Annotated in this window: 21 protein-coding genes; 7 read left to right on the forward strand and 14 right to left on the reverse strand. The window is 69.2% G+C overall.

The genetic code is table 11. The features are described from left to right. Positions 1–14: 14 nt before the first annotated feature. The 3 genes from G3580_RS17030 to G3580_RS17040 all read left to right on the forward strand — a co-directional run bounded on the left by G3580_RS17030 (position 15) and on the right by G3580_RS17040 (position 2,902). Positions 15–1,985 (forward strand): PhoX family protein, encoded by a 1,971-nt coding sequence (locus G3580_RS17030; RefSeq protein ID WP_173767516.1) that lies wholly within the window; start codon positions 15–17, stop codon positions 1,983–1,985. 138 nt (positions 1,986–2,123) lie between these two features. Next, the gene (locus G3580_RS17035) at positions 2,124–2,654 is read left to right on the forward strand and encodes an alpha/beta fold hydrolase (RefSeq protein WP_173767518.1); all 531 of its coding nucleotides are present in this window, start codon (positions 2,124–2,126) and stop codon (positions 2,652–2,654) included. Further along, positions 2,642–2,902 carry an alpha/beta fold hydrolase gene (locus G3580_RS17040; RefSeq protein WP_173767520.1) on the forward strand — a complete coding sequence of 87 codons (261 nt, stop codon included), beginning with the start codon at positions 2,642–2,644 and terminating at the stop codon, positions 2,900–2,902. The genes G3580_RS17035 and G3580_RS17040 overlap by 13 nt, the downstream gene beginning before the upstream one ends. Positions 2,903–2,916: 14 nt before the next feature. Here G3580_RS17040 and G3580_RS17045 read toward each other — a convergent pair whose 3' ends face one another. Further along, positions 2,917–3,720: a sulfite exporter TauE/SafE family protein gene (locus tag G3580_RS17045; RefSeq protein ID WP_173767522.1), complete on the reverse strand. Its 804-nt coding sequence runs from the start codon at positions 3,718–3,720 to the stop codon at positions 2,917–2,919. Next, a complete protein-coding gene (locus G3580_RS17050; RefSeq protein WP_173767523.1) occupies positions 3,710–4,189 on the reverse strand; it encodes an EVE domain-containing protein in 480 nt (159 codons plus the stop codon). The genes G3580_RS17045 and G3580_RS17050 overlap by 11 nt, the downstream gene beginning before the upstream one ends. A gap of 196 nt (positions 4,190–4,385) precedes the next feature. Here G3580_RS17050 and G3580_RS17055 point away from each other — a divergent pair, with 196 nt between their 5' ends. Further along, positions 4,386–7,250: a M48 family metallopeptidase gene (locus tag G3580_RS17055; protein ID WP_173767525.1), complete on the forward strand. Its 2,865-nt coding sequence runs from the start codon at positions 4,386–4,388 to the stop codon at positions 7,248–7,250. Between the two features lie 8 nt (positions 7,251–7,258). Here G3580_RS17055 and G3580_RS17060 read toward each other — a convergent pair whose 3' ends face one another. The 8 genes from G3580_RS17060 to G3580_RS17095 all read right to left on the reverse strand — a co-directional run bounded on the left by G3580_RS17060 (position 7,259) and on the right by G3580_RS17095 (position 14,770). Continuing rightward, complete coding sequence (locus tag G3580_RS17060; RefSeq protein ID WP_173767527.1) at positions 7,259–7,639, reverse strand: hypothetical protein; 381 nt, start codon at positions 7,637–7,639, stop codon at positions 7,259–7,261. Positions 7,640–7,765: 126 nt separating this feature from the next. Then, positions 7,766–8,974 carry an ABC transporter permease gene (locus G3580_RS17065; RefSeq protein ID WP_173767529.1) on the reverse strand — a complete coding sequence of 403 codons (1,209 nt, stop codon included), beginning with the start codon at positions 8,972–8,974 and terminating at the stop codon, positions 7,766–7,768. Further along, positions 8,971–9,681 (reverse strand): ABC transporter ATP-binding protein, encoded by a 711-nt coding sequence (locus tag G3580_RS17070; RefSeq protein WP_173767531.1) that lies wholly within the window; start codon positions 9,679–9,681, stop codon positions 8,971–8,973. Before G3580_RS17070 ends, G3580_RS17065 begins: the two co-directional genes overlap by 4 nt. Next, on the reverse strand, positions 9,678–10,955 hold the full coding sequence (locus G3580_RS17075; protein ID WP_173767533.1) for an efflux RND transporter periplasmic adaptor subunit: 1,278 nt from the start codon (positions 10,953–10,955) through the stop codon (positions 9,678–9,680). The genes G3580_RS17070 and G3580_RS17075 overlap by 4 nt, the downstream gene beginning before the upstream one ends. Then, entirely contained in the window at positions 10,952–12,400 is a 1,449-nt protein-coding gene (locus G3580_RS17080) for an efflux transporter outer membrane subunit (RefSeq protein WP_217424523.1), read from the reverse strand. Before G3580_RS17080 ends, G3580_RS17075 begins: the two co-directional genes overlap by 4 nt. 362 nt (positions 12,401–12,762) lie before the next feature. Beyond that, positions 12,763–13,059: a cell division protein ZapA gene (locus G3580_RS17085; protein WP_173767535.1), complete on the reverse strand. Its 297-nt coding sequence runs from the start codon at positions 13,057–13,059 to the stop codon at positions 12,763–12,765. Between the two features lie 5 nt (positions 13,060–13,064). Then, a complete protein-coding gene (locus G3580_RS17090) occupies positions 13,065–13,259 on the reverse strand; it encodes a hypothetical protein (protein WP_173767537.1) in 195 nt (64 codons plus the stop codon). A 32-nt stretch (positions 13,260–13,291) separates the two neighbouring features. Further along, complete coding sequence (locus G3580_RS17095; RefSeq protein ID WP_173768870.1) at positions 13,292–14,770, reverse strand: cobyric acid synthase; 1,479 nt, start codon at positions 14,768–14,770, stop codon at positions 13,292–13,294. Between the two features lie 92 nt (positions 14,771–14,862). On the opposite strand from G3580_RS17095, the gene cbiB reads away from it, so the two are divergent. From cbiB to G3580_RS17110, 3 genes are read left to right on the forward strand one after another with little or no spacing between them, the layout of a single operon-like run. Further along, positions 14,863–15,798: an adenosylcobinamide-phosphate synthase CbiB gene (gene cbiB / locus G3580_RS17100; RefSeq protein ID WP_173767539.1), complete on the forward strand. Its 936-nt coding sequence runs from the start codon at positions 14,863–14,865 to the stop codon at positions 15,796–15,798. After that, entirely contained in the window at positions 15,791–16,804 is a 1,014-nt protein-coding gene (cobD, locus tag G3580_RS17105; RefSeq protein ID WP_173767541.1) for a threonine-phosphate decarboxylase CobD, read from the forward strand. Before cbiB ends, cobD begins: the two co-directional genes overlap by 8 nt. Continuing rightward, positions 16,801–17,700 (forward strand): cobalamin-binding protein, encoded by a 900-nt coding sequence (locus G3580_RS17110; protein ID WP_173767543.1) that lies wholly within the window; start codon positions 16,801–16,803, stop codon positions 17,698–17,700. The genes cobD and G3580_RS17110 overlap by 4 nt, the downstream gene beginning before the upstream one ends. A gap of 12 nt (positions 17,701–17,712) precedes the next feature. On the opposite strand, the gene G3580_RS17115 is transcribed toward G3580_RS17110, so the two are convergent. From G3580_RS17115 to G3580_RS17130, 4 genes are all read right to left on the reverse strand, one after another. Next, complete coding sequence (locus G3580_RS17115) at positions 17,713–18,861, reverse strand: M48 family metallopeptidase (protein WP_173767545.1); 1,149 nt, start codon at positions 18,859–18,861, stop codon at positions 17,713–17,715. Positions 18,862–19,188: 327 nt separating this feature from the next. Continuing rightward, a complete protein-coding gene (leuA, locus tag G3580_RS17120; RefSeq protein ID WP_173767547.1) occupies positions 19,189–20,886 on the reverse strand; it encodes a 2-isopropylmalate synthase in 1,698 nt (565 codons plus the stop codon). Between the two features lie 365 nt (positions 20,887–21,251). Continuing rightward, complete coding sequence (locus G3580_RS17125; protein ID WP_173767549.1) at positions 21,252–21,572, reverse strand: YggL 50S ribosome-binding family protein; 321 nt, start codon at positions 21,570–21,572, stop codon at positions 21,252–21,254. Positions 21,573–21,641: 69 nt separating this feature from the next. Then, entirely contained in the window at positions 21,642–23,009 is a 1,368-nt protein-coding gene (locus G3580_RS17130) for an HD-GYP domain-containing protein (RefSeq protein WP_173767551.1), read from the reverse strand. Between the last annotated feature and the right edge of the window lie 48 nt (positions 23,010–23,057).

Here is a 23,057-nt window from a genome sequence, read left to right on the forward strand (position 1 = left end):
AATGGAGATTCTCGATGTCCGATTCCGTCTCGCTGTCCCGTCGCCGCACCCTGCAGATGCTCGGTGGCACCCCGATGCTGCCGCTCGCCTCGTCGCTGGCCGCGCTCCCCATGACCGCCGAAGCCCACGGCAACGCCGGTGGCGCGCACGGCCTCGGCATGCGCTACGAGTTCGGCGGCATGGCCGCCCCGAGCCTGGCCGATCCGGCCCAGATGGCCACCACCTACGTCGCCTCGACGCTGACCCGCAGCATCGGCCGTCACAGCGTGACCTACAACCTGGGTTACGAAACCTTCTTCCTGACCGGTGAAACCGTCCCGGCCACCGGCGGCGGCACCATCATCGCCGGCAGCTACTTCGACATCGACGGCAACCCGATCATCGACACCACGGCCGCCGGCCAGCCCCAGTTCTTCTCCGACTGCCCGGACGGCATGTCGCTGCTCGAAGTGCGCCGCGCCCGCTCCCATCGCCGCGGCTGCAACCGCCTGTTCGCCGTGGTCCAGTTCGAATACACCTCGGAGAACGGCGCCGGCGATTCCATGTACGGCAAGCTGCCCTCCCCGATCGCCGTGCTCACCCTCGACCAGGACAAGCGCACCGGCCAGCTGAGCCTGGTGAGCTATCACAACGTGGACACCGCCCCGGCCCGTGGCCTGTGGATCACCTGTGGCGCCAGCCGCTCGCCGTGGAACACCCACCTGTCCAGCGAGGAATACGAGCCGGACGCGACCGTGGCCAGCAACAGCCAGCTCAAGGCCTTCAGCCAGAACCTGTTCGGCGACGCCGACAAGGCCAACCCCTACGACTACGGCCATCTGCCCGAAGTGACGGTGCATCCGGACGGCACCGGCAGCATCAAGAAGCACTACTGCGTCGGCCGCATCTCGCACGAACTGGTGCAGGTCATGCCCGACGAGCGCACCGTGCTGATGGGGGATGACGCCACCAACGGCGGCCTGTTCATGTTCGTCGCCGACCACCGTCGCGACCTGTCCGCCGGCACGCTCTACGTCGCCAAGTGGACCCAGACCTCGAGCGTCGGTCCGGGCGCGGGCGACATCTCCTGGATCCGTCTCGGCCACGCCACCAGCGACGAAATCAAGGGTCTGGTCGACAGCGGCATCACCGCCGCCGACATCATGGATGTGAAGAAGTCCGACCCGGCCGACCCCGACTACACCCTGATCCACTACGGCGGCAAGAAGAACTGGGTCAAGCTGATGCCGGGCATGGAGAAGGCCGCCGCCTTCCTCGAGACCCACCGCTACGCCGCCCTGGTCGGCGCCTCCATGGGCTTCACCAAGATGGAAGGCACCACGGTCAACGCCGCCGACAAGCGCGCCTACTCGGCCATGTCGTACATCTACAAGTCCATGACCGACGGCAGCACCGACATCCAGGTCGAAGGCCCGGTCGCCGGCGCGGTCTACGAGCATGTGCTCAAGGGCCACCAGCACGACACCGACGGCCACCGCATCCACAGCGACTGGGTCTCCACCCACATGTCCGTGCCCGCGGGCCTGGCCGGCGAGGACCTCGCCACCCCGGACGCCATCGGCAACGAGGCGCTCGCCGACAAGATCGCCAACCCGGACAACCTCAAGTACTCCGAGGCCATGCGCACCCTGTTCATCGGCGAAGACAGCGGCATGCACGTCAACAACTTCCTGTGGGCGTACAACGTCGACACCGGCAAGCTCTCGCGCCTGCTGTCCTGCCCGGCCGGCGCCGAATCCACCGGCCTGCAGGCGGTCGACGACCTCAACGGCTTCAGCTACATCATGAGCAACTTCCAGCACCCGGGCGACTGGACCGGCAGCCTCTCCGCCGAGGCCAAGGCCACGCTCGAGCCGCTGATCGCTGCCAACTACAACGGCAAGAAGAGCGCCGCCGTGGGTTACCTGACCCTCGCCGGTCGCGTGGGCGACGAGCGTCGTCACCGTGGCGAGCACGGCGAACGCGACGAACACGGCCACCGCTGATCGGCCTTCGCCGTCCGGACGCCCGGGAGGCGCAGCTGCGCCTCCCGGGCGTCTTTTCGTCTACGACCCGTCTCATGCCTGCCGATCGGCTAGACTTGTCGCCTCTCGACACCGCAGCGGCACGGGCAGCATCTCGGCATGACAGCACTTCACACCGACATCCTCGGCACGGGCGAACCCATCGTCTTCATCCACGGCTCCTTCGCCACCACGTCCACCTGGCGCAAGATGGTCGACACGCTCGCCCGCGATCACCAGTGCATCCTGTTCAAGCTGCCCGGTCACGGCACCGCGCCCGCCCCCGATGATTACGACGCACCGACCATCGACACCGAGCTCGATCGGATCGACGCCGCGGTCCGTGACATCACCGACCGGCCGGTGCATCTGGTCGGACATTCCTATGGGGGCATGGTCGCGCTCGCCATGGCGCTGCGCGGCACGCTGCCGGTACGCCGGCTCACGCTGTTCGAGCCCGTCGCCGTGTGGGTGCTCGATGCCGCCGGCGACGCGGACATGGCCGCGCGGGTGACGGCGTTCGTCGACCGCTACCGGCAGGATGCCGCCGCCGGTGTGACCCATGCCTGCGGTCAGGTGCTCGACTTCTGGGGGGCGCCGGCAGCTTCGCGCCGCTGCCGGAGGAGATCAAGGACGCCATGGCGCGCCTGACGCGCGACAACCTGCGCCACTGGGCGCTGTGCGCGTCGATCGCCACGCACCTGGACGATCTGCGCGCCCTGCACTGCCCCACCGACCTCGTCTGCGGCACCCGCTCCAACGACGTCGCCCACGCCATCGTGCGCCACCTGCACGGCGCCCTGCCCGACAGCACCTGCCACGAAATCGACGGGGCGAGCCACTTCATGGTGACGACGCACCCGGAGGCCTGCCTCGAGATCCTGCGCGAACCGCGCTGACGGCGCCGTCCGGCTCAGCGCAGCACGCTGTGCAGCATCTTGATGCACAGGAGCACGAGCACCCCGGCAAAGACCTTCTTGAGCACGCCGACCGGCAGCCGGTGCGCCAGCTTCGCACCCAGCGGCGCGGTAGCGACACTGACGAGCATGAGCACGAAGGCCGGCAGATAGATGTAGCCAGCGGTATACGGCGGCATCCCCGCCTCGCCCCAGCCGTTGCTCAGATAGCCGATGGTGCCGGCGATCGCGATCGGCAGGCCGACCGCGGCGGAGGTGCCGATGGCATGCTGCACGCGGACATTGCACCAGGTCAGGAACGGCACCGTGAGCGACCCGCCGCCGATCGCCACCAGGGCGGAAATGCCGCCGATGATCAGCCCCGCGAGACTCATGCCGGTCGAGCCGGGCAACTCGCGATGGGCCTTGGGCTTGATGTTCAGGAGCATCTGCACCGACACGTAGGCCATGAAGCAGGCAAAGAAGATCGCCAGCGACTTCGAATCGATGTGGGCGGCGATGAAGGTGGCGCCGTAGGTGCCGACGAGGATGGCCGGCGTCATCAGCTTGACCGCGTCCCAGCGCACGGCGCCGTGGGCATGATGCGCGCGCATGCTCGAGATCGAGGTCAGCACGATGCTCGCCATGGAGGTCCCGAGGGCGAGATGGACCACCTTGTCGTCGGGGAAGCCCTGGGCGATGAACAGCGTGGTCAGGGACGGCACCATGATGCCGCCGCCGCCCACGCCGAGCAGGCCGGCGAAGAATCCCACGAAAGCCCCCAGCAACGGATAGGCCAGCCACCACACATCAAAATTCATCGGTCTTGCGTTCCAGTAACTGTTCGACGATGTAGGTCCATTCGTCCGGGTCGACGGGCGTGATCGACAGCCGATTGCCCTTCGCCAGGACGCGCATGTTCTCCAGCGCCGCGTGTTCGCGCAATTCGGGCAAACCCACCAGGCGCGTCTTGGCCACGAACTTCACGTCCACGTTGAACCAGCGTGGTTGCTCGCGGGTGGCCTTGGGGTCGTAAAAGCGGCTGGCCGGATCGAACTGGGTCTCGTCCGGATAGGCACTGGAGGCCACTTCGGCGATCCCCGCGATGCCCGGCTGCGGGCAGCTCGAATGATAGAAGAACAGGCGGTCGCCGGGACGCATCTGACGCATCATGAAGTTGCGCGCCTGGTAGTTGCGCACCCCGTACCAGGCCACCGTCTGCCCGGGCATGGCCGCCAGGTCGTCGATGGAACAGTCGTCCGGTTCGGACTTCATCAGCCAGTAGCGCACGATCGATCCCCAGTTGCGGTCAGGCCGCTACTTTACCAGCGCGGCCCGGCATCGGCGCATGCGTCCCGACACGAGACATGCGTCACACCCGCCGGTACGACGGGCCCCATGGCACGCCGTTTCGTCACGACATCCGGTTATGCTATCGCGCTAACGACAACAGCCCGATTCCCACCCCCCGTCTCCGAGCATGCCCATGGACACTCTCTACCCCGCCGGCCCCCAGGACGCCCCGGCCTCGCTCACCCAGGCCACCGGCCGCTACAAACGCCACGCCTGGCTGGCCGTGATGAGCCTGCTGCTGTTCGTGGTGCTCTATGTCGCCCTGGCGGGCTGGTTCGCCTGGGTGGCCGGGTCCACCCTGCGCGAGGTGGCCGCGGGCGCCGACGATCCACTGTTCCAGGGCATCGTCGGCGGCTGCGCGGCGTTCCTGTCGATCTTCATGTTCAAGGCCGTCTTCTTCGTCAAGAAGGGGGGCGACAGCGAGGACGTCGAGATCACGGCGCAGGACCAGCCCCAGGTCTTCGCCTTCCTCAACCGGCTCGCGGACGAGGCCGGCGCGCCCCGTCCGCACCGGGTGTTCCTGTCGGCACGGGTCAACGCGGCGGTGTTCTACGACCTGTCCATCCTCAACCTGCTGTTCCCCTCCAGAAAGAATCTGGAAATCGGCCTGCCGCTGATCAACAGCCTCACCCTCAGCGAGCTCAAGGCGGTGCTGGCGCACGAATTCGGTCACTTCGCCCAGCGCTCCATGGCCATCGGCACCTGGGTCTACATCGCGCAGCAGATCGCCGGCCAGGTGATCGCCAAGCGCGACATCCTCGACAAATTCCTCAGCGGACTGTCACGGGTCGATATCCGGATTGCCTGGATCGGCTGGGTACTGTCGCTCATCGTCTGGTCCATCCGCTCGCTCATGGACACGGTATTCACCGGTGTGGTGCTGGCCCAGCGCGCCCTGTCGCGACAGATGGAATTCCAGGCGGACCTGGTCGCCGTCGCCCTCACCGGCAGCGACGAGCTGATCCACGCCCTGCACAAACTGCAGGCGGCTGACGACGCCTGGGATCGGACCCTGCAGTTCGCCAACGGCATGCTGGCGGACAAGCGCAAGCCGGCCGACCTGTTCGCCGTGCAGACCCGCATCGTCGAGCGCATGGGCCAGATCCTGGACGATCCGGACCATGGCCGCATCCCGCAGGCCGCCACGCCCCGGGCGGCGTCCTATCGGGTGTTCAGGAACGCTTTCGCCCAACCGCCGCAGATGTGGTCCACCCACCCGGCCAATGCCGATCGGGAACGCAACGCCAAGGCCCACTACCTGTCCGCCCCGCACGATGCGCGCAGCGCCTGGGCCCTGTTCGCGGACGCCGACGCGGTCAAAGCCCGCATCCATGACCATCTGATGGGCCACGCCGAAGGCGAGACCGCCAGCCGGGAGGAGACGCTGCAGCGACTGGACGAGGGCTACGCACGCATCCGCTACGAGGCCCGCTACCGCGGCGCCTACCTCGGCCGCAGCCTGACCCGCCACGTCCACGAGCCGGCCGAGCTGTACCGGGACACGCTCTCCCACACCGACATCGCCGAGGCGCTGCAGGCGCTGTACCCGCACCAGCTCTCCACCGACCTTCAACAGCTCAAGGAACTCAAGGAGGAGAAGCAACTACTCGAGGGGTTGCATGCACGCGTCCTCAAGACCCGCGACAAGCAGATCCGTTTCCGCGGGCGCGCCATCCGCCGCCGCGACCTGCCGGCCGCGATCGGCAAGGTCGGCGATGAAATCGAGAAGATCCAGGCACGCATCCTCGCTCACGACCGCCGCTGCCGCGCCGCCCACCTGGCCGCGGCTGAGCAGATCGCACCGGCATGGCGCCGCTACCTGATCGGGCTCATCGAGGTGCAACACTTCGCCGAACACAGCCTCGCCAATCTCGAGGATGCCCACGGTCTGTTGGGCAACGTGGTCGCCGTGGTGACGGCCGACGGCAAGGTGAGCCGACGCGAACTGAAACGTCTCCTCAAGACGGCGAACGCGCTGCACGCGGTGATGGCCGACCTGCACGCCTCGATCCGAGGGGTCACGCTGGATTCGACCCTGCAGGCGGCCCTGGGCACCACGTCCTTGAGCGAGGCGGCCGGCGACTTCGAGCTGCCACCGGCGGACAAGAAGAACATCAACGACTGGATGAACGCAATCGACGGCTGGGTCGGTGCCCTCGGCGGGCCACTGTCCGCCCTGTGCAACGCCTGCCTCGAGCAGTTGCTGCACACCGAGCAGCAGGTGGCCGAGCACTCGCGCGACGGGACGACGCCGGGCGAGGCCCCGACACCCAGCACGGTCCCGGAACACTACGCCCGGCTCCTCGAAGGCGAGGAGCGCAAGCGCCAGACCCGACTGGGGCTGTGGGACCGCTTCCAGCTGGCGGATGGCTGGCTGCCGGCCACGGCGCGTCTGGTGGTGGCCGTCGCCATCGTCGGCGGCGTGCTCGGCTTCAGCCATCTGACCACCTTCACCTCGCCGCTGAGCATCTACAACGGCTTCAACCAGGTCATGACGGTCGAGGTGGACGGCACCCGCATCGCCACCGTCGCCCCCTATTCGGCCGGCCATGCCGATGTGAGCATCGACGAGCAATCGCGCATCTCGGCGCACACCGCCGGCGGCGATCTGGTCGAACAGTTCCACCCGACCCTGAGCGGACGGCGTCAGCACTACATCTACAACATCGCCTCGGGCAGCCCCTTGATCCAGTGGACCGCGGTGTACGGCAATGTGGCCGAGCGGACCCCGAGCCGGCTGGGGGCACCGCGGTGGACGACGGCCCACGCGGACATCTACTTCGCCGAGCCGCCCAAGTCGATCAAGAGTTCGGGCCAAGGGGGCATGCGCACCGTGCTCTCGGGCGTCGACGCCGGGGTCACGCCCGAACAGACGCTCGGGGCGGTCGCAACCGATCAGACCCGCCGCGACCTGGTTCGCGCCCATCTGCGCTGGGACACTCCGGGATCGGCCACGGCAACCGCCTGGCGGACGCTGGCGGAACGGCTCGATCACTGATGGCCGGCTTACGATCCAGCCGGCAACGGCGTCTGGGTCGAGGTCACGCAGTAGCGCGTCGCGCCCTCCGGCACCGGCCGTTGCGCCGAACCGGCACGGCAGGCGGCAACGTCATCGACCGGGGTCAACCCGAGCGCGTGCGCGCCCAGCGCCAGCACGTAGGCATGGCGTGGTGCCGTGCCCGCGTTGGCGTGGGAGAAGCGGGTGAACTGCAGCTCCGACGGGATGCAGCGGATCTGCTGGACGTTGGCACCGCCTTTTTTGAGGATGGCGCCCACGGCGACGGCGCGCTGCTCGCACTGGGCCTGGGTGGGGGTGTTCACGAAAGCAGCCGACAGCTGGCCATCGGCGAGCAGGGTCAGGATGACCATGACGAAAGCGGTGTTCATGCGCGGACTCCCGGCAACATGGCGCGGAGGGCGCGCCCGATCCGCTTACCGTAACATCCGCAGCCGGGCGCGCAGGTGATCGGCATCAGAAAAAATGCACGCCTCCGGCAGATCCGGGCGCCGACGCTACTCATGGCGCAAGGCATCGATCGGATCCAGACGGGCCGCCCGGCGGGCCGGGAAGAAGCCGAACACCACGCCGATGAGGGCGGAAAAGCCGAAGGACAGCAGGTTGATGCCCGGATCGAACAGGTAGGGCAGGCCCATGAGCGAGGCCAGGCCCACGGAGGCCAGCGTCGCCAGCACCACTCCGGTCAGCCCGCCCAGGCAGGCGAGCACCACCGCCTCGATGAGAAATTGCAGCAGCACTTCGCGCTCCATGGCGCCGATGGCCAGGCGGATGCCGATCTCGCGGGTGCGCTCGGTCACCGACACCAGCATGATGTTCATGATGCCGATGCCGCCCACCAGCAGGCTCACCGCCGCCACCGCGCCGAGCAGTGCGGTCATCACCTGGGTAGTGCTCGACAGGGTCTGGGCGATCTGCTTGGTGTCGAGCACGCTGAAGTCGTCGTCCTCGCCGTCGCCGATGTGGCGCAGCTCGCGCATCAGCGCCTCGAGCTGGGCCTTGACCCGGGTGGTGGACACCCCGTCGTCCACCGACACCAGCAGGCTGCTCACGTCGGTGCTGCCGGAGAGCCGGCGCTGCACCGTGCGCAGCGGCATCACGATGGTGTCGTCCTGGTCGGAGCCGAAGGCCGACTGGCCCTTCTCGCCGAGCACGCCGATCACCTCGCAGGCGAACTGCTTGATGCGGATGCGCTCGCCGATCGGGTCGCCACCGCCGAACAGCTCGCGGCGGATGGTGTTGCCGACGATGCACACCGCGCGGCCGGCGCGCAGCTCGGTGGGGGTGAACTCGCGCCCGTCCGCCAGCGTCCAGTTGCCGGCGATGAAGTAGTCGTTGGTGGTGCCGGTCACCGTGGTGGACCAGTTGTTGTTGCCCACCACCACGGTCACGCCCTTGTTCACCCGCGGCGCCACCGCCTGGATGCCGCCGAGCTGGCTGCGGATGGTGTCCACCAGTTCGACCTTGAACGGCGCCGCGCCCGCCGCGGAGCTGCCCGGCCCGAGGCGCTGGCCCGGGCGCAGAATGAGCAGGTTGCTGCCCATGGCCGAGATCTGGTCGGAGATCGCCCGCGTGGCACCGTTGCCCAGGGTGACCATGGTGATCACCGCGGACACCCCGATGACGATACCCAGCACGGTCAGGAAGGAGCGCAGCAGGTTGCGGCGGATCTCGCGCAGCGCCAGCAGCAGGGTGTTGCCGATCATGCCCCCGCCTCCACCGCGGCGCTGTCGCTATCGACGCGCCCGTCGACGAAATGCACCTGCCGGGACGCGAAGGCGGCCATGTCGGGCTCATGGGTGACCATGAGCACGGTGATGCCGCGCGTCTCGTTGAGCTCGCGGATCAGCGCCATGATCTCGTGGCTGCGCTGGGTGTCCAGATTGCCGGTCGGCTCGTCGGCGAGCAGCACCGAGGGCCGGGTGACGATGGCGCGGGCGATGGCCACCCGCTGCTGCTGGCCACCCGACAGTTCCGCCGGGGTGTGATGGGCCCACTCGGTCAGTCCCACCAGTTCGAGCGCCTCGTGCGCATGCACATGGCGCGTGCGCGCCGGCTCGCCGCGATACAACAGCGGCAGCTCCACGTTCTCCAGCGCCGAGGTGCGCGCCAGCAGGTTGAAGCCCTGGAACACGAAACCCAGGTAGTTTCGCCGCAGCATCGCGCGCTGGTTGCGATCGAGCCGCTCCACCGCGGTGCCCAGGAAGCGATAGCTGCCGGTGGTGGGCGTGTCGAGGCAGCCGAGGATGTTCATCACCGTGGACTTGCCCGAACCGCTCGGCCCCATCACCGCCACGAACTCGCCCTCGTCGATGCGCAGGTCCACCCCGCGCAGGGCCTGGAAGGCCGCGTGCCCCTGACCGTAGGTCTTGGTCACGCCCTCCAGTGCGATCAGCGGCACGGGCGCACTCATCGGCTCGCGCTCAGGGTGTCGGTGATGACCGCCTCGCCCGCCTTGAGCGCACCGCCGACGATCTCGGTCACGCGTCCGTCGGTCACGCCGATGGTCACCGGCACCGCGACCGGGACGTTGTCGCGCAGCACCCACACCTGGCGCGCGGTGCTGCCGTCGGCCGGCTTCACGGTCTTGGCTTCGCGCGGCCGCGGCGGCCGCGGCATCAGGCGGCTGACCACCGAGCCGCTCTCCCGGGTGGTGGTCGGCGGCGTGAAACGCAGCGCCGCGTTGGGCACCACCAGCACGTGCGTCTTGGTGGTGGTCACGATCTCCGCGGTGGCGGTCATGCCCGGCCGCAGGGAGAGATCGTCGTTGTCCACCTTGAGGGTGGTCAGGTAGGACACCACGTTGTCGGTGGTCTGGGCCCCGTAGCTCACCCGCGTGATCTGCGCCGGGTAGCGGCGGTTCGGATAGGCATCCACGGAGAAGGTGGCCTGCTGGCCCTCGGCCACCTGGCCCACGTCGGCCTCGTCCACGTTCACCTGCAATTCCATCTGCGCCAGATCCTCCGCCAGGGTGAACAGCACCGGCGCCTGCAGCGACGCGGCCACGGTCTGGCCCGGTTCCACGTCACGGGAGAGCACCACGCCGTTGATGGGCGACTTGATGGCCGCCTTGGCGAGGTTGGTCTCGGCGGTGCTGAGGGTCGCGCGGCGCTCGGTGACCGTGGCCTTCGCCGCCGCCAGATCGGCGCGGGCGCGCGCCAGGGCGGCCCGCCCCGTGTCCAGCTCCGCCCGGGAGGGCACCTTGCCGCCCGACAGGCGCGCCACTTCCTGCAGGCGCGCCAGGTTAGAGGCGGACTCGCTGACCGTGGCCTCGGCCTGCAGCACGCCGGCCTGCGCCGATTCCAGGGACGCACGGGCACTGGTGATGGCGTCCTTGAGCTTCGCGGTGTCGAGCTGGGCGATCACCTGCCCGGCCCGCACCGTGTCGTTGTCCTCCACCAGCACATGGGTGATGATGCCCGACAGTTCGCTGCCCACATCGACCTTGTTGGTGGGCTGCAGGGTGCCGGTGGCCGAGACCGTCACCGTCAGGTCGCTGGTCGCCACCGCGGTGGTGCGATAGCGCGTCACCCCGTTGCCCGACCCGGCCGACAGCCACCATGCGGCCACGCCGGCCACCAGCAGGGCCACGATCACCCAGCCGATCCAGCGGGCACGCCCGGGTGCGTGCGATGGGCCCAGATCGAGCGCGGGCAGGCGCTGGGCCTGGGGTCTTTGTTCGGTCATGACGCCGTTCCTTCCTTGGAAGCCGTTGTCGGGGTGAGATCGTTGCCGGCGGCCCAGCCGCCGCCCAGGGCCTTGAGCAGGCGGATGCGCGCGCTGGCCAGATCCGCCACCGCCGCCGCCTGGGTGTCTTCCACGTTGAGGCGGGTCCGTTCGGTGTCGAGCACCGTCTGGTAGTCGGTGATCCCGGCCTGGTACTGATGGCGCGCCAGCAGCGCCGCATTGCGGGCCGATTCGGCCGCGGTGCCCAGTGCACTCACCCGGCGCTGCCCGTTGCGCACCGCCACCAGCGCGTCTTCCACGTCCTGCACCGCCACCAGCACCGCCTTGCGATAGGCCTCCAGGGCCGCGTCACGGTTGGCCTGCTGCAGGTCCACCTGGGCCACCAGGCGGCCGCCGTCGAACAGGGTGGCGCCGATCGCACCGGCGAGCGAGCGGGTCAGCGATTCGGCGCCGCCGAGCGCCCCGAGGCTCAGCGCCTCGAAGCCCAGGCTGCCGGTCAGCGTGACCGAGGGGTAGCGTTGCGCCTGGGCCGCGCCGATGCGCGCGGTCGCGGCGGCGAGCTGGCGCTCGGCGGCCCGCAGGTCGGCGCGCTGGCGCAGCAGGTCGGCCGGCACCCCGGCGCTCACCTCATCGGGAATGCGCGGAATGCGCTGGTCGCTGCCCAATTGCACCTGCAGCGCTCCGGCCGGCTGCCCCACGAGCACCGACAGGGCGTTGGCGTAACCGGCCAGCGAGGTCTCGAGGGCAGGGATCTGGGCGGCCGTCTGCGCCCGGTTGGTGCGTGCCTGCTCGAGCACCAGGGAAGTCGCCAGCCCGGCCTGGACACGCCAGTCGGTCAGTTGCAGGGTCTCGCTCTGGGCGGCCAGGTTGTCCCGGGCGATGCCCAGGCGCTGCGCCGTACTGCGATACAGCACGTAGTCGTTCACGACCTCGGCGATCAGGCTGGCGCGCGCATCGGCGAGGGCATAGGCGGTGGCCTCGGTATCGGCCTGGGCCGCCTCGCGCGAGCGCCGCAGACCGCCGAACAGGTCCGCCTCCCAGCGAGCGTCGAAACCGGCCTGGTAGAGCTCGCGGGCCTGACCGGAGCTGCCGGTGTCGCGGCTGCCGCGACTGCGGCTGGCCTGACCCGAAGCGCTCACCGTCGGCCCCAGGTCGGCGCCGGCGGCACGCAGTTGCGCCCGCGCGGCGCGCAGGCGGGCTTGCGCCGCCGCCAGATCGGGGTTGCCGGCCAGCGCCGCGGCCACCAGGGTCTGGAGTTGATCGTCGTCGATGTGCTGCCACCAATGCGCCAGCGCGTCGCTGACGGTGGTGGCGGCCCCGCCTTGCCAGGTCGCGGGCAGGGGCATGTCCGGCGTCCGGTAATCCGGCCCCACGGTGGCGCAGCCGGTGATGCCGAGCGCGGCGGCGAGCACGAGCGGACGAAGCAGGGGAAGGGCGGGCATCATGGCGGGTATCGGGCGGGGCGCGGTGGAGTCAGTCCGGATGATGGCCGCAGGCGGCGTTAATCGCGGTTAGTCGAGTGTAAAGACCGGTAAAGCGCACCCGCGTTCTCGACTCCCAACAGAAAAAAGCGCGGCAATGTGCCGCGCTTTTTTTGTGAGGTCCCCCGCCGATGCCGACTGGGCCGGGCATCCCGAACCTAGGGTTCAGGTTGGCCACTTTCCAGACGCTTCAGGCGCGCCCGACAGTGGGGTGCGCACAACGGCGTCGATTCGGTCCGCGGCCATGTCATGCGACATTGGTCCAAGGAATCTACGGCCTGACGCGAACACCGCAGGGGATAAATCGTGGCTGTCTCGCGACAACCTCAGAACAGCTTTTCCTGCTGCGCCAGGACCTCGTCCAGGCGCGAACTCATGGAATCGATTCTACGCTTCAAGCCCGGCATGTCAAACCCGCCGGAACGCTGAAATTGCAAGTATTCGTGGGCCACGTTGAGCGCCGTCATTACGGCGAGTTTCTCGCCGGATGCCTGCGTTTTCGCACCCAGATCGATGAACTTCTCTTCGAGAAAACGTACCGCCGCCTCGAGCGCCTCACGCTCCTCCGGCCGGCAGCCGACGCGGTATTCCTTGCCCAGCAGGGTGATGTCCAGAGTATCCATGACGCTTACTGCCCAGGCAGGGTTTCGAGGACTTGGCTGACGCCGCGAATGGCCGCCTCGACCTTGCCGGCCAGACGGGTGTTTTCGGCTTGCAATTCGCCGACGCGGGTCTTCAACTCGCGATTCTCCTGCTTTTGCGCCTCGAACAGGTGCACCAGCGCTTCGAGTTGTTCTTCCAGGCGATCGAGTTCTGCGTCCATGGGCGAATGTTAGTGAGCGTCGGCGGGGATGGTCAAGCGAGTATGTCACACACCCGGGCCGCGTGGGCCGGCCCGAAGCACTCGGCCAGGCGGTGGACGTCGAGATGGGCGGCCAGGGTGTCGGCGAGCCGGTCCAGGTCCGCCTCCCGACGGGCGGCCGCATCGATCCGTTGCGCGCCGTGCAGCCCGGCCCAGGCCAGCACGCCGGCCAGCGCCTCGGGGGTGTCGAACAGGCCATGCGCGTAGCTGCCGAGCACCTGGCCGTCGTCGCTCAGGGCACCGTCGCATCGACCGTCGTCGAAGCGCACCGCGGGCGTGTCCAGCGCTGACCCCTCGCTCACGCCCATGTGGATCTCGTAGCCGCGCATCGGCACCTCGCCGCCGGGCAGGCACAGGGCGCCGGTCACGGTCGTGAGGCGCTTTTCCGGCTCGAGCCGGGTGCTCAGATCGAGCCAGCCCAGCCCGGGGGACACCCCGGCCGCGCCTTCCAGCCCGTGGGCGTCGTGCAGCTCGCGGCCGAGCATCTGGAAGCCGCCGCACACCCCCACGAGCTTGCCGCCGTAGCGCAGATGGCGGGTGATCGCCGCCTCCCAGCCCTGGGCGCGCAGCCAGTCCAGGTCGGCGCGCACGCTCTTGGAGCCGGGCAGCACGATCAGGTCCGCCGGCGGCAGGCTCTGGCCCGGCCCGACCCAGCGGAAGTCCACCTGTGGATGCAGGCGCAGGGGATCGAGATCGGTGTGGTTGGAGATGCGCGGGAAGGCCGGCGCGATCACCCGCAGGCCGGTGGCGGTCTTGTCGAGCGTGGCAGCGGCGAGGGCGTCCTCCGCGTCCAGGAACAGGCCGTGCAGATAGGGCAGCACGCCGAGCACGGGCTTGCCGGTGCGCGCCTCCAGCCAGTCGAGGCCGGATTCGAGCAGACCGATGTCGCCGCGGAAGCGGTTGATGACGAAGCCTTTCACCCGCGCCTGCTCGCTGGGGGAGAGCAACTCGAGGGTGCCGACCAGGTGGGCGAACACGCCGCCCTTGTCGATGTCGGCGACGAGAATCACCGGGCAGTCGGCGACTTCGGCGAAGCCCATGTTGGCGATGTCGCGGTCGCGCAGGTTGATCTCCGCCGGGCTGCCGGCCCCCTCGACGAGCACCATGTCGTAGCCGGCGGTGAGCCGCGCCCAGCTGTCCATGACCGCGGCCATCGCGGTGGGCTTGTAGTGATGATAGTCACGCGCGCTGAGGGTCGAGACCACCCGGCCGTGGATGATGACCTGGGCACCGATGTCGGTGGCCGGCTTGAGCAGCACCGGGTTGAAGTCGGTGTGCAAGGGCACCCCCGCGGCCATGGCCTGCAGCGCCTGGGCGCGGCCGATCTCGCCGCCCTCGGGCGTCACCGCCGAATTGAGCGCCATGTTCTGTGGCTTGAATGGCGCCACACGGCAGCCCCGGCGGGCGAACCAGCGGGCGAGGCCGGCCACCAGCGTGCTCTTGCCGGCATCCGAAGTGGTGCCCTGAACCATCAGGGTCGCGCAGGGGGGCTTCACGTACAATCCCGACTCTTCATCGAACGAAGCCGGGATTATCCCGCAAAGCGCGCTGCGCCTGACGCCCCATGCCCGCCCTGACCGCCCTCTCCCTCGCCCTGCTCGCCGGCGTGCTGCTCGATCGCTGGCTCGGCGAACCGACCCGCTGGCATCCGCTGGTCGGTTTCGGGCGCGCCGCCGGCGCTCTAGAACGGCGGCTCAACCGTGGCACCATGCGGATCGGACGCGGCGCCCTGGCCTGGGCACTGGTCGTGCTGCCACCGGTCGCGCTGGCGGTCTGGGTGCGCCAGGCCGGCGGCATGTTCGCCTGGGCCCTGGATGCCGTCCTGCTGATGTTCTGCCTCGGTGCGAACAGCCTGGCGGCCCATGCCCGCGCCGTGGCCGCCCCGCTGCGCACCGGCGACCTGAGCGCGGCCCGCGCGCAACTGGCGCGCATCGTTTCGCGCGATACGGACACCCTGAGCGCCGCCGAGGTGGCCGGCGCCACCACCGAATCGGTGCTGGAGAACGGCCACGATGCGATCTTCGGCGCCCTGTTCTGGTTCCTGATCGGCGGCGGCCCGGCGGCGCTGCTGTTTCGCCTCGCCAATACCCTGGACGCCATGTGGGGCTACCGGACGCCGCGCTTCGAGCGCTTCGGTCGCCTCGCCGCACGGGCCGACGATGGGCTCGGCTGGCTGCCCGCGCGCCTGACCGCCGCCACCTACGCGCTGGTCGGCCAGAGCGCCCGCGCCTGGCGCTGCTGGCGCACCCAGGCCCCGACCTGGAAGAGCCCCAACGCCGGTCCGGTCATGGCCGCCGGTGCCGGCGCGCTCGGGGTCTCCCTCGGCGGCCCGGCGCCCTATCACGGTCGCCTCGAGCCGCGCCCGGCCCTGGGCGAAGGCGCGCCGCCCGACGCGGACGCGCCCGAGGCAGCCATCCGGCTCGTCGAACACAGCCTTCGGGTGTGGATCGGCCTCACCCTGTTCGCCGGGCTGATCGCCCTGGGGGCATCGCATGCTTGAACACGGCGGCCGGCTCGACGAAGCCATCCTCCGCTACGGGCATCCGCGCGCCGCCTGGCTCGACCTGTCCACCGGCATCAACCCGCAGGCCTACCCCGTCCCGCCGGTACCGACCGAGCGCTGGCAGCGCCTGCCCGAGGACGACACCGCCTTGCTCGACGCCGCCTGGCGCTACTACGGCAGCACCGCGCTGCTGCCGGTGGCGGGCAGCCAGGCGGCGATCCAGACCTTGCCGGCGCTGTTCGCGACGGCCCGGGTGGGACTGGTCATGCCCACCTATGCCGAGCACGCGCGCGCCTGGCAGCCACACCGGCCACGCCACCTGAGTCGCGACGACGTCGATACCGCGCTGGATTCACTCGACGTTCTTGTGCTGGTCAATCCGAACAACCCCACCGGTGCGCGTGTCGGCGCCGACACCCTGCGGCGCTGGCACAGACGCCTGACGCAGCGAGGCGGCACCCTCATCGTGGACGAAGCCTTTGCCGACGCGGACGCTGCCGACAGCCTGGCGGCCGACGCCGGCCGGGCCGGACTCGTGGTGCTGCGTTCGCTGGGCAAGTTCTTCGGGCTGGCCGGCGCCCGCGTCGGTTTCGTGCTCGCCCCTGAGACGGTGCGTGAGGCCCTCGCCGAACGCCTCGGCCCGTGGACGCTGAGTGGACCGGCCCAGTATGTCGCCACGCAGGCCCTGGCCGACACGGCCTGGCAGGCCGGCATGCGCACCCACCTGGCACAGGCGAGTACCCGTCTGGACGCCCTGCTCGTTGCCCACGGGGCCGCGCCCACACGGGGCTGTGCCCTGTTCCGCTGGCTGCCGACCCCCGCCGCGCGCCAATGGCAGGACCATCTGGCCCGTCACGCCATCTGGGTGCGCGCCTTCGACAGCCCCGCCAGCCTCCGTATCGGCCTGCCCGGCACCGAGGCGGGCTGGCAACGCCTCGACGACGCCCTGCGCGCCGGCACCCGCGCCGGATGGCGCCTGACCATGGAAACGATCCCCGAATGACTGCCCTGCGCCGCTTTCTCCCCCCGCTGTTTGTCCTCCTGGCGCTCGGCCACAACGCTTTCGCCGCCGCCATCGACGTCGTCGACGACATGGGTGATACCGTGCATCTGGACGCCCCGGCGCGACGCATCGTCTCGCTGGCGCCCCATCTGACCGAGCTGATCTACGCCGCCGGCGCGGGAGAGCGGCTGGTGGCGGCGGTCGAGTACAGCGACTACCCGCCCAAGGCCAAGGCGCTGCCGCGCATCGGCAGCTACACCAACGCGGATCTGGAAGCGGTGGTCGCACAGCACCCCGACCTGGTGGTCAGCTGGCGCAGCGGCAACCCGCCCACGCAGATCGAGCGCCTGCGTGCGCTCGGCATTCCGGTCTACGTGAATGAGCCACGCGACCTCGACGCGGTGGCCCACACCCTGCGCCAGATCGGCCGCCTCGCCGGCACCGGGGCGGTGGCCGACGCGGCGGCGGACGCCTTCGAGGCTCGCCAGGCGGCACTGCGCACGCGCTACGCCTCCCAGGCGCCGGTGGGGGTGTTCTACCAGATCTGGGACCAGCCGCTCATGACCATCAATGGTCAGCACCTGATCTCGGCGGTCATCCGCCTGTGCGGCGGCCGCAACGTGTTCGCGGACCTCGACCTGCTCGCGCCCAAGATCGGAGTCGAATCGGTCCTGGTGGCCGATCCGGAGGTGATCGTCGCCAGCGGCATGGGCGAGGCCCGTCCCGAATGGCTCGATGCCTGGCGTCGCTGGCCGCAGCTGACCGCGGTCAAACGCGACAACCTGTTCTTCATTCCGCCCGAGTTGATCCAGCGTCACACGCCGCGCATTCTCGACGGCGCCACGCGCCTGTGCGAACAGCTGGATACGGCCCGCCGGCGCCGTCCGGCCCAGTGACGCGGAAACGCCTCAGCCGTCCGCCTCGTCGCGCCCCTGGCACTGCCGGTAGTAGCTGCGCCACGCCGGCCGCGTAGCCCGCCACCACATGCTGTCGAAGCGACGCGACAGCCGTGGCAGGGCCGGCCTCAGGTAATGGTTGGCTGCCGAGCGGACCGCGCGCCGGGGCACCCGCGGCGCCACCCGCAGCGCGACCAGCCGGTCGGTCAGGGTTGGATGCAGCAGGCCGTCGCGCTCCTCGCTCACGAGCGAACGCAACAGGCCCTGGTGGGGCTGGCCGTGGAATCCGGCGGCAACCCCCATGCCCATGTCGCGGAAGGGGCGCATGGTCGGACGCGGGGAGTATTCGGCCTGCGACATGATCTTGTCCCAGTAGTCCGATTCGATGAACTCCGCCTTCATCGCCACTTCCACGAGGGTGTCACCCAACAGCTTGGCGCCGACCACGCGGGCGGCGACCCGGTCGGCCTCGTACTCCTCGAGGTGATTGAGGCGGACCGCCGCCATCACGTCCGCCTCGGCCCAGGGCGCCAGCAGACTCGAGAGCACCTGCGCGCCGACATTGGCGTCCGAGGCGATGCGCTCACAGACCCGGTGCCACCAGGCGCGCACATGCGCGCCCCAGGCATGCCGGTTGCTGCGCTGACGCTTCAGGTGCCCGAACTCATGCGCGAGGATGGCCGCCAGCTGACGCGGCGAGACACTGTGCACCAGGGGCAGACCGATGACGAGCGTGGTCTCCATGCGCCCCCACAGGCCATGGATGGGGCGCTGGTGGACGGCGGCGTTCATGTCGGCGGAGATGCGGATGCCGTCCACCCCGGCGGTGCCGATGCGCTCGGCGAGACGATCGACGAGGCGGTACAGCGAGGGGGCCTTGTCCCGGCCGATGCGGACCCCGTCCGCCGGCGGCGCCTCGGTGCGCAGCCAGTGCAGCAAGCGGTGCGCCACCAGGAGCAGGCACCCCGTCCCCGCGAGCATCCCGAGGGTGTGCGCGGAGAGCACCGGCGCCCGCATGATCTCCACCAGCGCACCCGCTGACAGCGCCAGGGAGACGATGCCGGCGGCGGCGAGCAGGCCAAGCCCGAGCGCCGCACGGAGGGTCAGCTGCCGCGCGAGCGAGCGCACGGCATCGGATGAGCGAGGGCGAAAAGAGTGCATGAGCGCCTTCCGTCTGACAAACGAGTGGCAATGTAAACGATTGATCCGACGATAAAAATACACCTAAGGTAATAAATCAATGCAGCACGTCACTCGAGCACGGCGCGACGAAAATGACATGGGATTGTGCATTGCAGGAGAAGCCGCCGTTCACGGGGCATAGCGGCGCGTTGTATTTTCACTGAGACAGCGTGCGCATCCGACGGCAAAGTGGGCAATTTGTCACACCCGGCATCGAATCTTCCGACGGATTGCGGATCCAACGCCGCGGCGGCGGACATAGAAACGGGCGGCCACTTGGCCGCCCGCCCCTCCCTCATGAGGCCATCAGGCACTCATTTGCGATGATTCCGTGTCTTCACCCGCCGCCCGCCGCAGCTGGTTGACCGCCGAGACGATGGCCCGGATCGATGCGGTGACGATGTTGCCGTCGATCCCCGCGCCGAACACCCCGCCCGGGACCGCATCGGAGGCCAGCTCGATGTAGGCGACCGCCCGGGCGTCGGAGCCCTGCCCGAGGTTGTGCTCCTCGTAACTGAGCAGCCGCGCCTGCGGCATCAAGGCATGCAGGGCCGCGTCGATGGGGCCGTTGCCCACACCCCGCAACACCTGCGCCTGCCCTGCCCGACTCACCGTGAGGGTGATGCCCTGCTGGTCGCCATGCTCGAACAGATGATGTTCACCATAGGCGAGGCCATTGTCGTTCGCCAGATAGGTGGTCTCGAAGATGGCCCAGAGGTCGGCCCCCTTCATCTCCCGGCCGCTGGCGTCGGTGGCCGCCTGGACCACGGCCGAGAACGCCACCTGCATGCGCCGCGGCATGGCGAGGCCGTATTCGGTCTCGAGCAGGTAGGCGATGCCGCCCTTGCCCGACTGGCTGTTGACCCGGATCACGGACTCGTAGCTGCGCCCGAGATCGGCCGGGTCGACGGGCAGGTAGGGCACCGCCCACGGCGCCCCGGCCTGCTGGACCGCCAGCCCTTTCTTGATCGCATCCTGGTGCGACCCGGAGAAGGCGGTGAACACCAGATCGCCCACATACGGATGGCGCGGATGGATCGGCAACTGGGTGCAATGCTCGACCGTGCGCGCCACTTCGTTGATGCGCGAGAAGTCGAGCCCCGGGTGCACGCCCTGCGAGTAGAGATTGAGCGCGAGGGTGACCAGATCGACGTTGCCGGTGCGCTCCCCGTTGCCGAACAGGCAGCCCTCGACCCGGTCGGCCCCGGCCATCACCGCCAGTTCGGCGGCGGCCACGGCGGTGCCGCGGTCGTTGTGGGGATGGACCGAGACGATCACCGCGTCGCGCCGGTCCAGGTGGCGGCACACCCATTCGATCTGGTCGGCGTACACGTTGGGGGTGCTCATCTCCACCGTGGCGGGCAGGTTGATGATGCACGGGCGCTCGGGCGTGGGCGCCCACTCGGCGATGACCGCGTTGCACACCTCGACCGCAAAGTCGAGCTCGGTCCCGGTGAACACCTCGGGGCTGTACTGGAACACGAACTCGGTGTCGGGCTGCTCGCTGGCGAGCTGGCGGACGAGACGGGCGGTGTCGACGGCGATCTGCCGGACCCCGGCCCGGTCCTGGCCGAACACGATGCGGCGGAAGTTCGGTGCCGTGGCGTTGTAGAAATGGATGATCGCGCGGCGCGCCCCGCGCACCGATTCGAAGGTGCGGCGCACCAGATGCTCGCGCGCCTGGGTGAGCACCTCGATGGTCACATCCTCGGGGATGTGCTCGCCCTCGATGAGGGTGCGGACGAAATCGAAGTCGGTCTGGCTGGCGGCCGGAAAGGCCACCTCGATCTCCTTGAAGCCGATGTCCACCAGCATCTTGAACATGCGCATCTTGCGTTCGCCGTCCATGGGCTCGAACAGCGCCTGGTTGCCGTCGCGCAGGTCGGTGCTCATCCACACCGGCGGCTGGTCGATGCGCCGTTCCGGCCAGGTCCGATCGGACAGGCTGCGCCCGCCGGGGAAGGGGTTGAAGGGCGGGTACTTCTCGTTCGGTCGTTTCAACATGGTGCGATGCTCCAATCGTGTGTGTTCGGTCGATGCGGCGAGACGACAACCGGGCTGGCCGGATTACGCGGCCCGGTTGCCGGTCGGCAGTCGTGTGGCGAGGAACAGGGATCGGTGCATGGCGCACTCCATGGAAAAAACGAACGCAACAACGCGTCATCACCCCGGACGGGGTCTGAAAAAAACGGCAGGAGGGGAGAAAAAGTTAGCTGCGCGGGGCGCGCAGCAGCAGACCCAGACCGGCGAAAGCGGTCGTGAGAAGCGCCAGAAGCGAGGCGAAGGGGCGGATCTGCGGCGAAGTCATGAACGCAAAAGTAGCGGGGGACGGGGCCGGCTGTCAAGCACCGGCCTCGTCCAGGGTGGCTTCAGTCGTGCCACACGTCCATCAGCGGGCCGACGCGGAAGTCCCGCAGCGCCGGCTGCCCGTCGAGCCAGTCGCTCACCGCGCTGCGTTGCGCCTCGCTGACGCTGCCGCGGCGGCTGGAGCACACGAAGCCGGCATCGTCCCGGCCGCCGAACACCAGCCCCTCGGGCATGATCGCCTCGGTGAAGAAGCGCTCGAAGAAGGCATCGATCCGGTCGGTGCCGGCGGGCTCGGAAAAGGACAGATCGACGTCGAACCCGAGCTCCTGGAATTCATCCACGAACAGCTTCTTGCGCAAGCGACGACTACGGGTCTTGGACATGACGATCCTCCTTGTGGCGCACCGACCGCGAGGTTCGGCACGCGCAAAAGGTTCCGAAGCCTACACGAATCAGGCGGCGCGTGCGTCGGCCCGACACCCGGCGGCGTCGAGGCGCCCCAGGGCCGACTTGAGGGCGGCGAAGCAGTCCGGGTCGATCGCGGTGCCCACGTTCTCGGCCATGATCTCGAGCGTCTTGGGGACCGGAATGGCGCCCCGGTAGGGGCGCTCGGCGGTGATCGCATCGAAGATGTCGGCGGTGGTGATGATGCGCGTCTCGAGCGCGATCTGATCGGCACTCAGGCCCTTGGGATAGCCCTTGCCATCGAGGCGCTCGTGGTGGGCCGCGGCGACACGCGCCAGTTCCGCGAAGGCGGGAATGCGCGCGAGGATGGTCTCGGTATGGGCGGCATGCAGCTGCACGGCGGCCCATTCGTCGCTATCCAGCTTGCCCGGCTTGTCGAGCACCGCGTTGCTCACCCCGAGCTTGCCCACGTCGTGCAGGATCGCGCCGCGCTTGAGCCAGCGCCGCCGTTCGGGCGACAGGCCCATGGCCTCGGCCACCATGTCGGTGTAGAGCGCGACCCGGGCACTGTGGCCGGCGGTGTAGGGGCTCTTGGCGTCCACCACCTCGCCGAAGGCCGCGGCGATCTCGTCCAGGTAATCGTCGTCGAGGGCCACCTGGTGATGGCCCGGTTCGAGCGCGAACACCGCCGCGTCGAGCGCCGGATCGGCCAGCGTCCGCCAGAACTCCTCCGCCACGGCGACCTGCTCGAAGGCGCGCACCAGCGCCGGGTCGAACCAGGCACCGGCGCGGCCGCGCACCTCTTCCAGCGCGGCCTCGCGGCCGTCGGCGGTGTTGAACACGTCCACCACCTGGGCCAGCAGGGCGATGCGCGAATACACCGGGATCGCCTCGCCCACCAGGCCCTCGGGCCGCCCCTTGCCGTTCCAGTGCTCGTCGAGGCTGTGCACGCCCTGCGCCACCCGTTCGCCGAAGCGCAGCCGCCGTGCGATCTGGGCGCCGCGCTGACAGCGGGTCTGGATCAGCTCCCGGGCGATGTCGTCACCGTTGCGGACGATGTTGAAGACCGCGCGGAAGCGCTCCGCCAGGCCCTCCTTCAGGCCGGTGTGGCCGATCACGAAGTTGAGCACCCGGGGCAGCGAGCCGTCGGCCAGCTTGAAGTCGTGCTTGAACTGCAGATCGTCGGTGAGGTAGAGCTCGCAGATGCGCGCCGCGTTGCTGCTGCAGCCCAGATCCTTGAGCAGCAGCGTGTAGTACAGCTCGCGCAACTCGGCATCGGGTAAGCCGATCTGCCGCCCCACATGGGTGCCGATCCAGCAGCAACGCACGCAGTGCCCGGCCGGCTGACCCTCGGTCAGGTCCAGCGCATGACTGAGCGCACCGATGAGTTCCGAAAGCTTGAGCGAATGGGGCATGCCGACCTCGTGCGTCTTCGGGGCGCATGCCCCTCCGGGTCGGTTAAC

Source organism: Nitrogeniibacter mangrovi, assembly GCF_010983895.1.
GTDB lineage: Bacteria > Pseudomonadota > Gammaproteobacteria > Burkholderiales > Rhodocyclaceae > Nitrogeniibacter > Nitrogeniibacter mangrovi.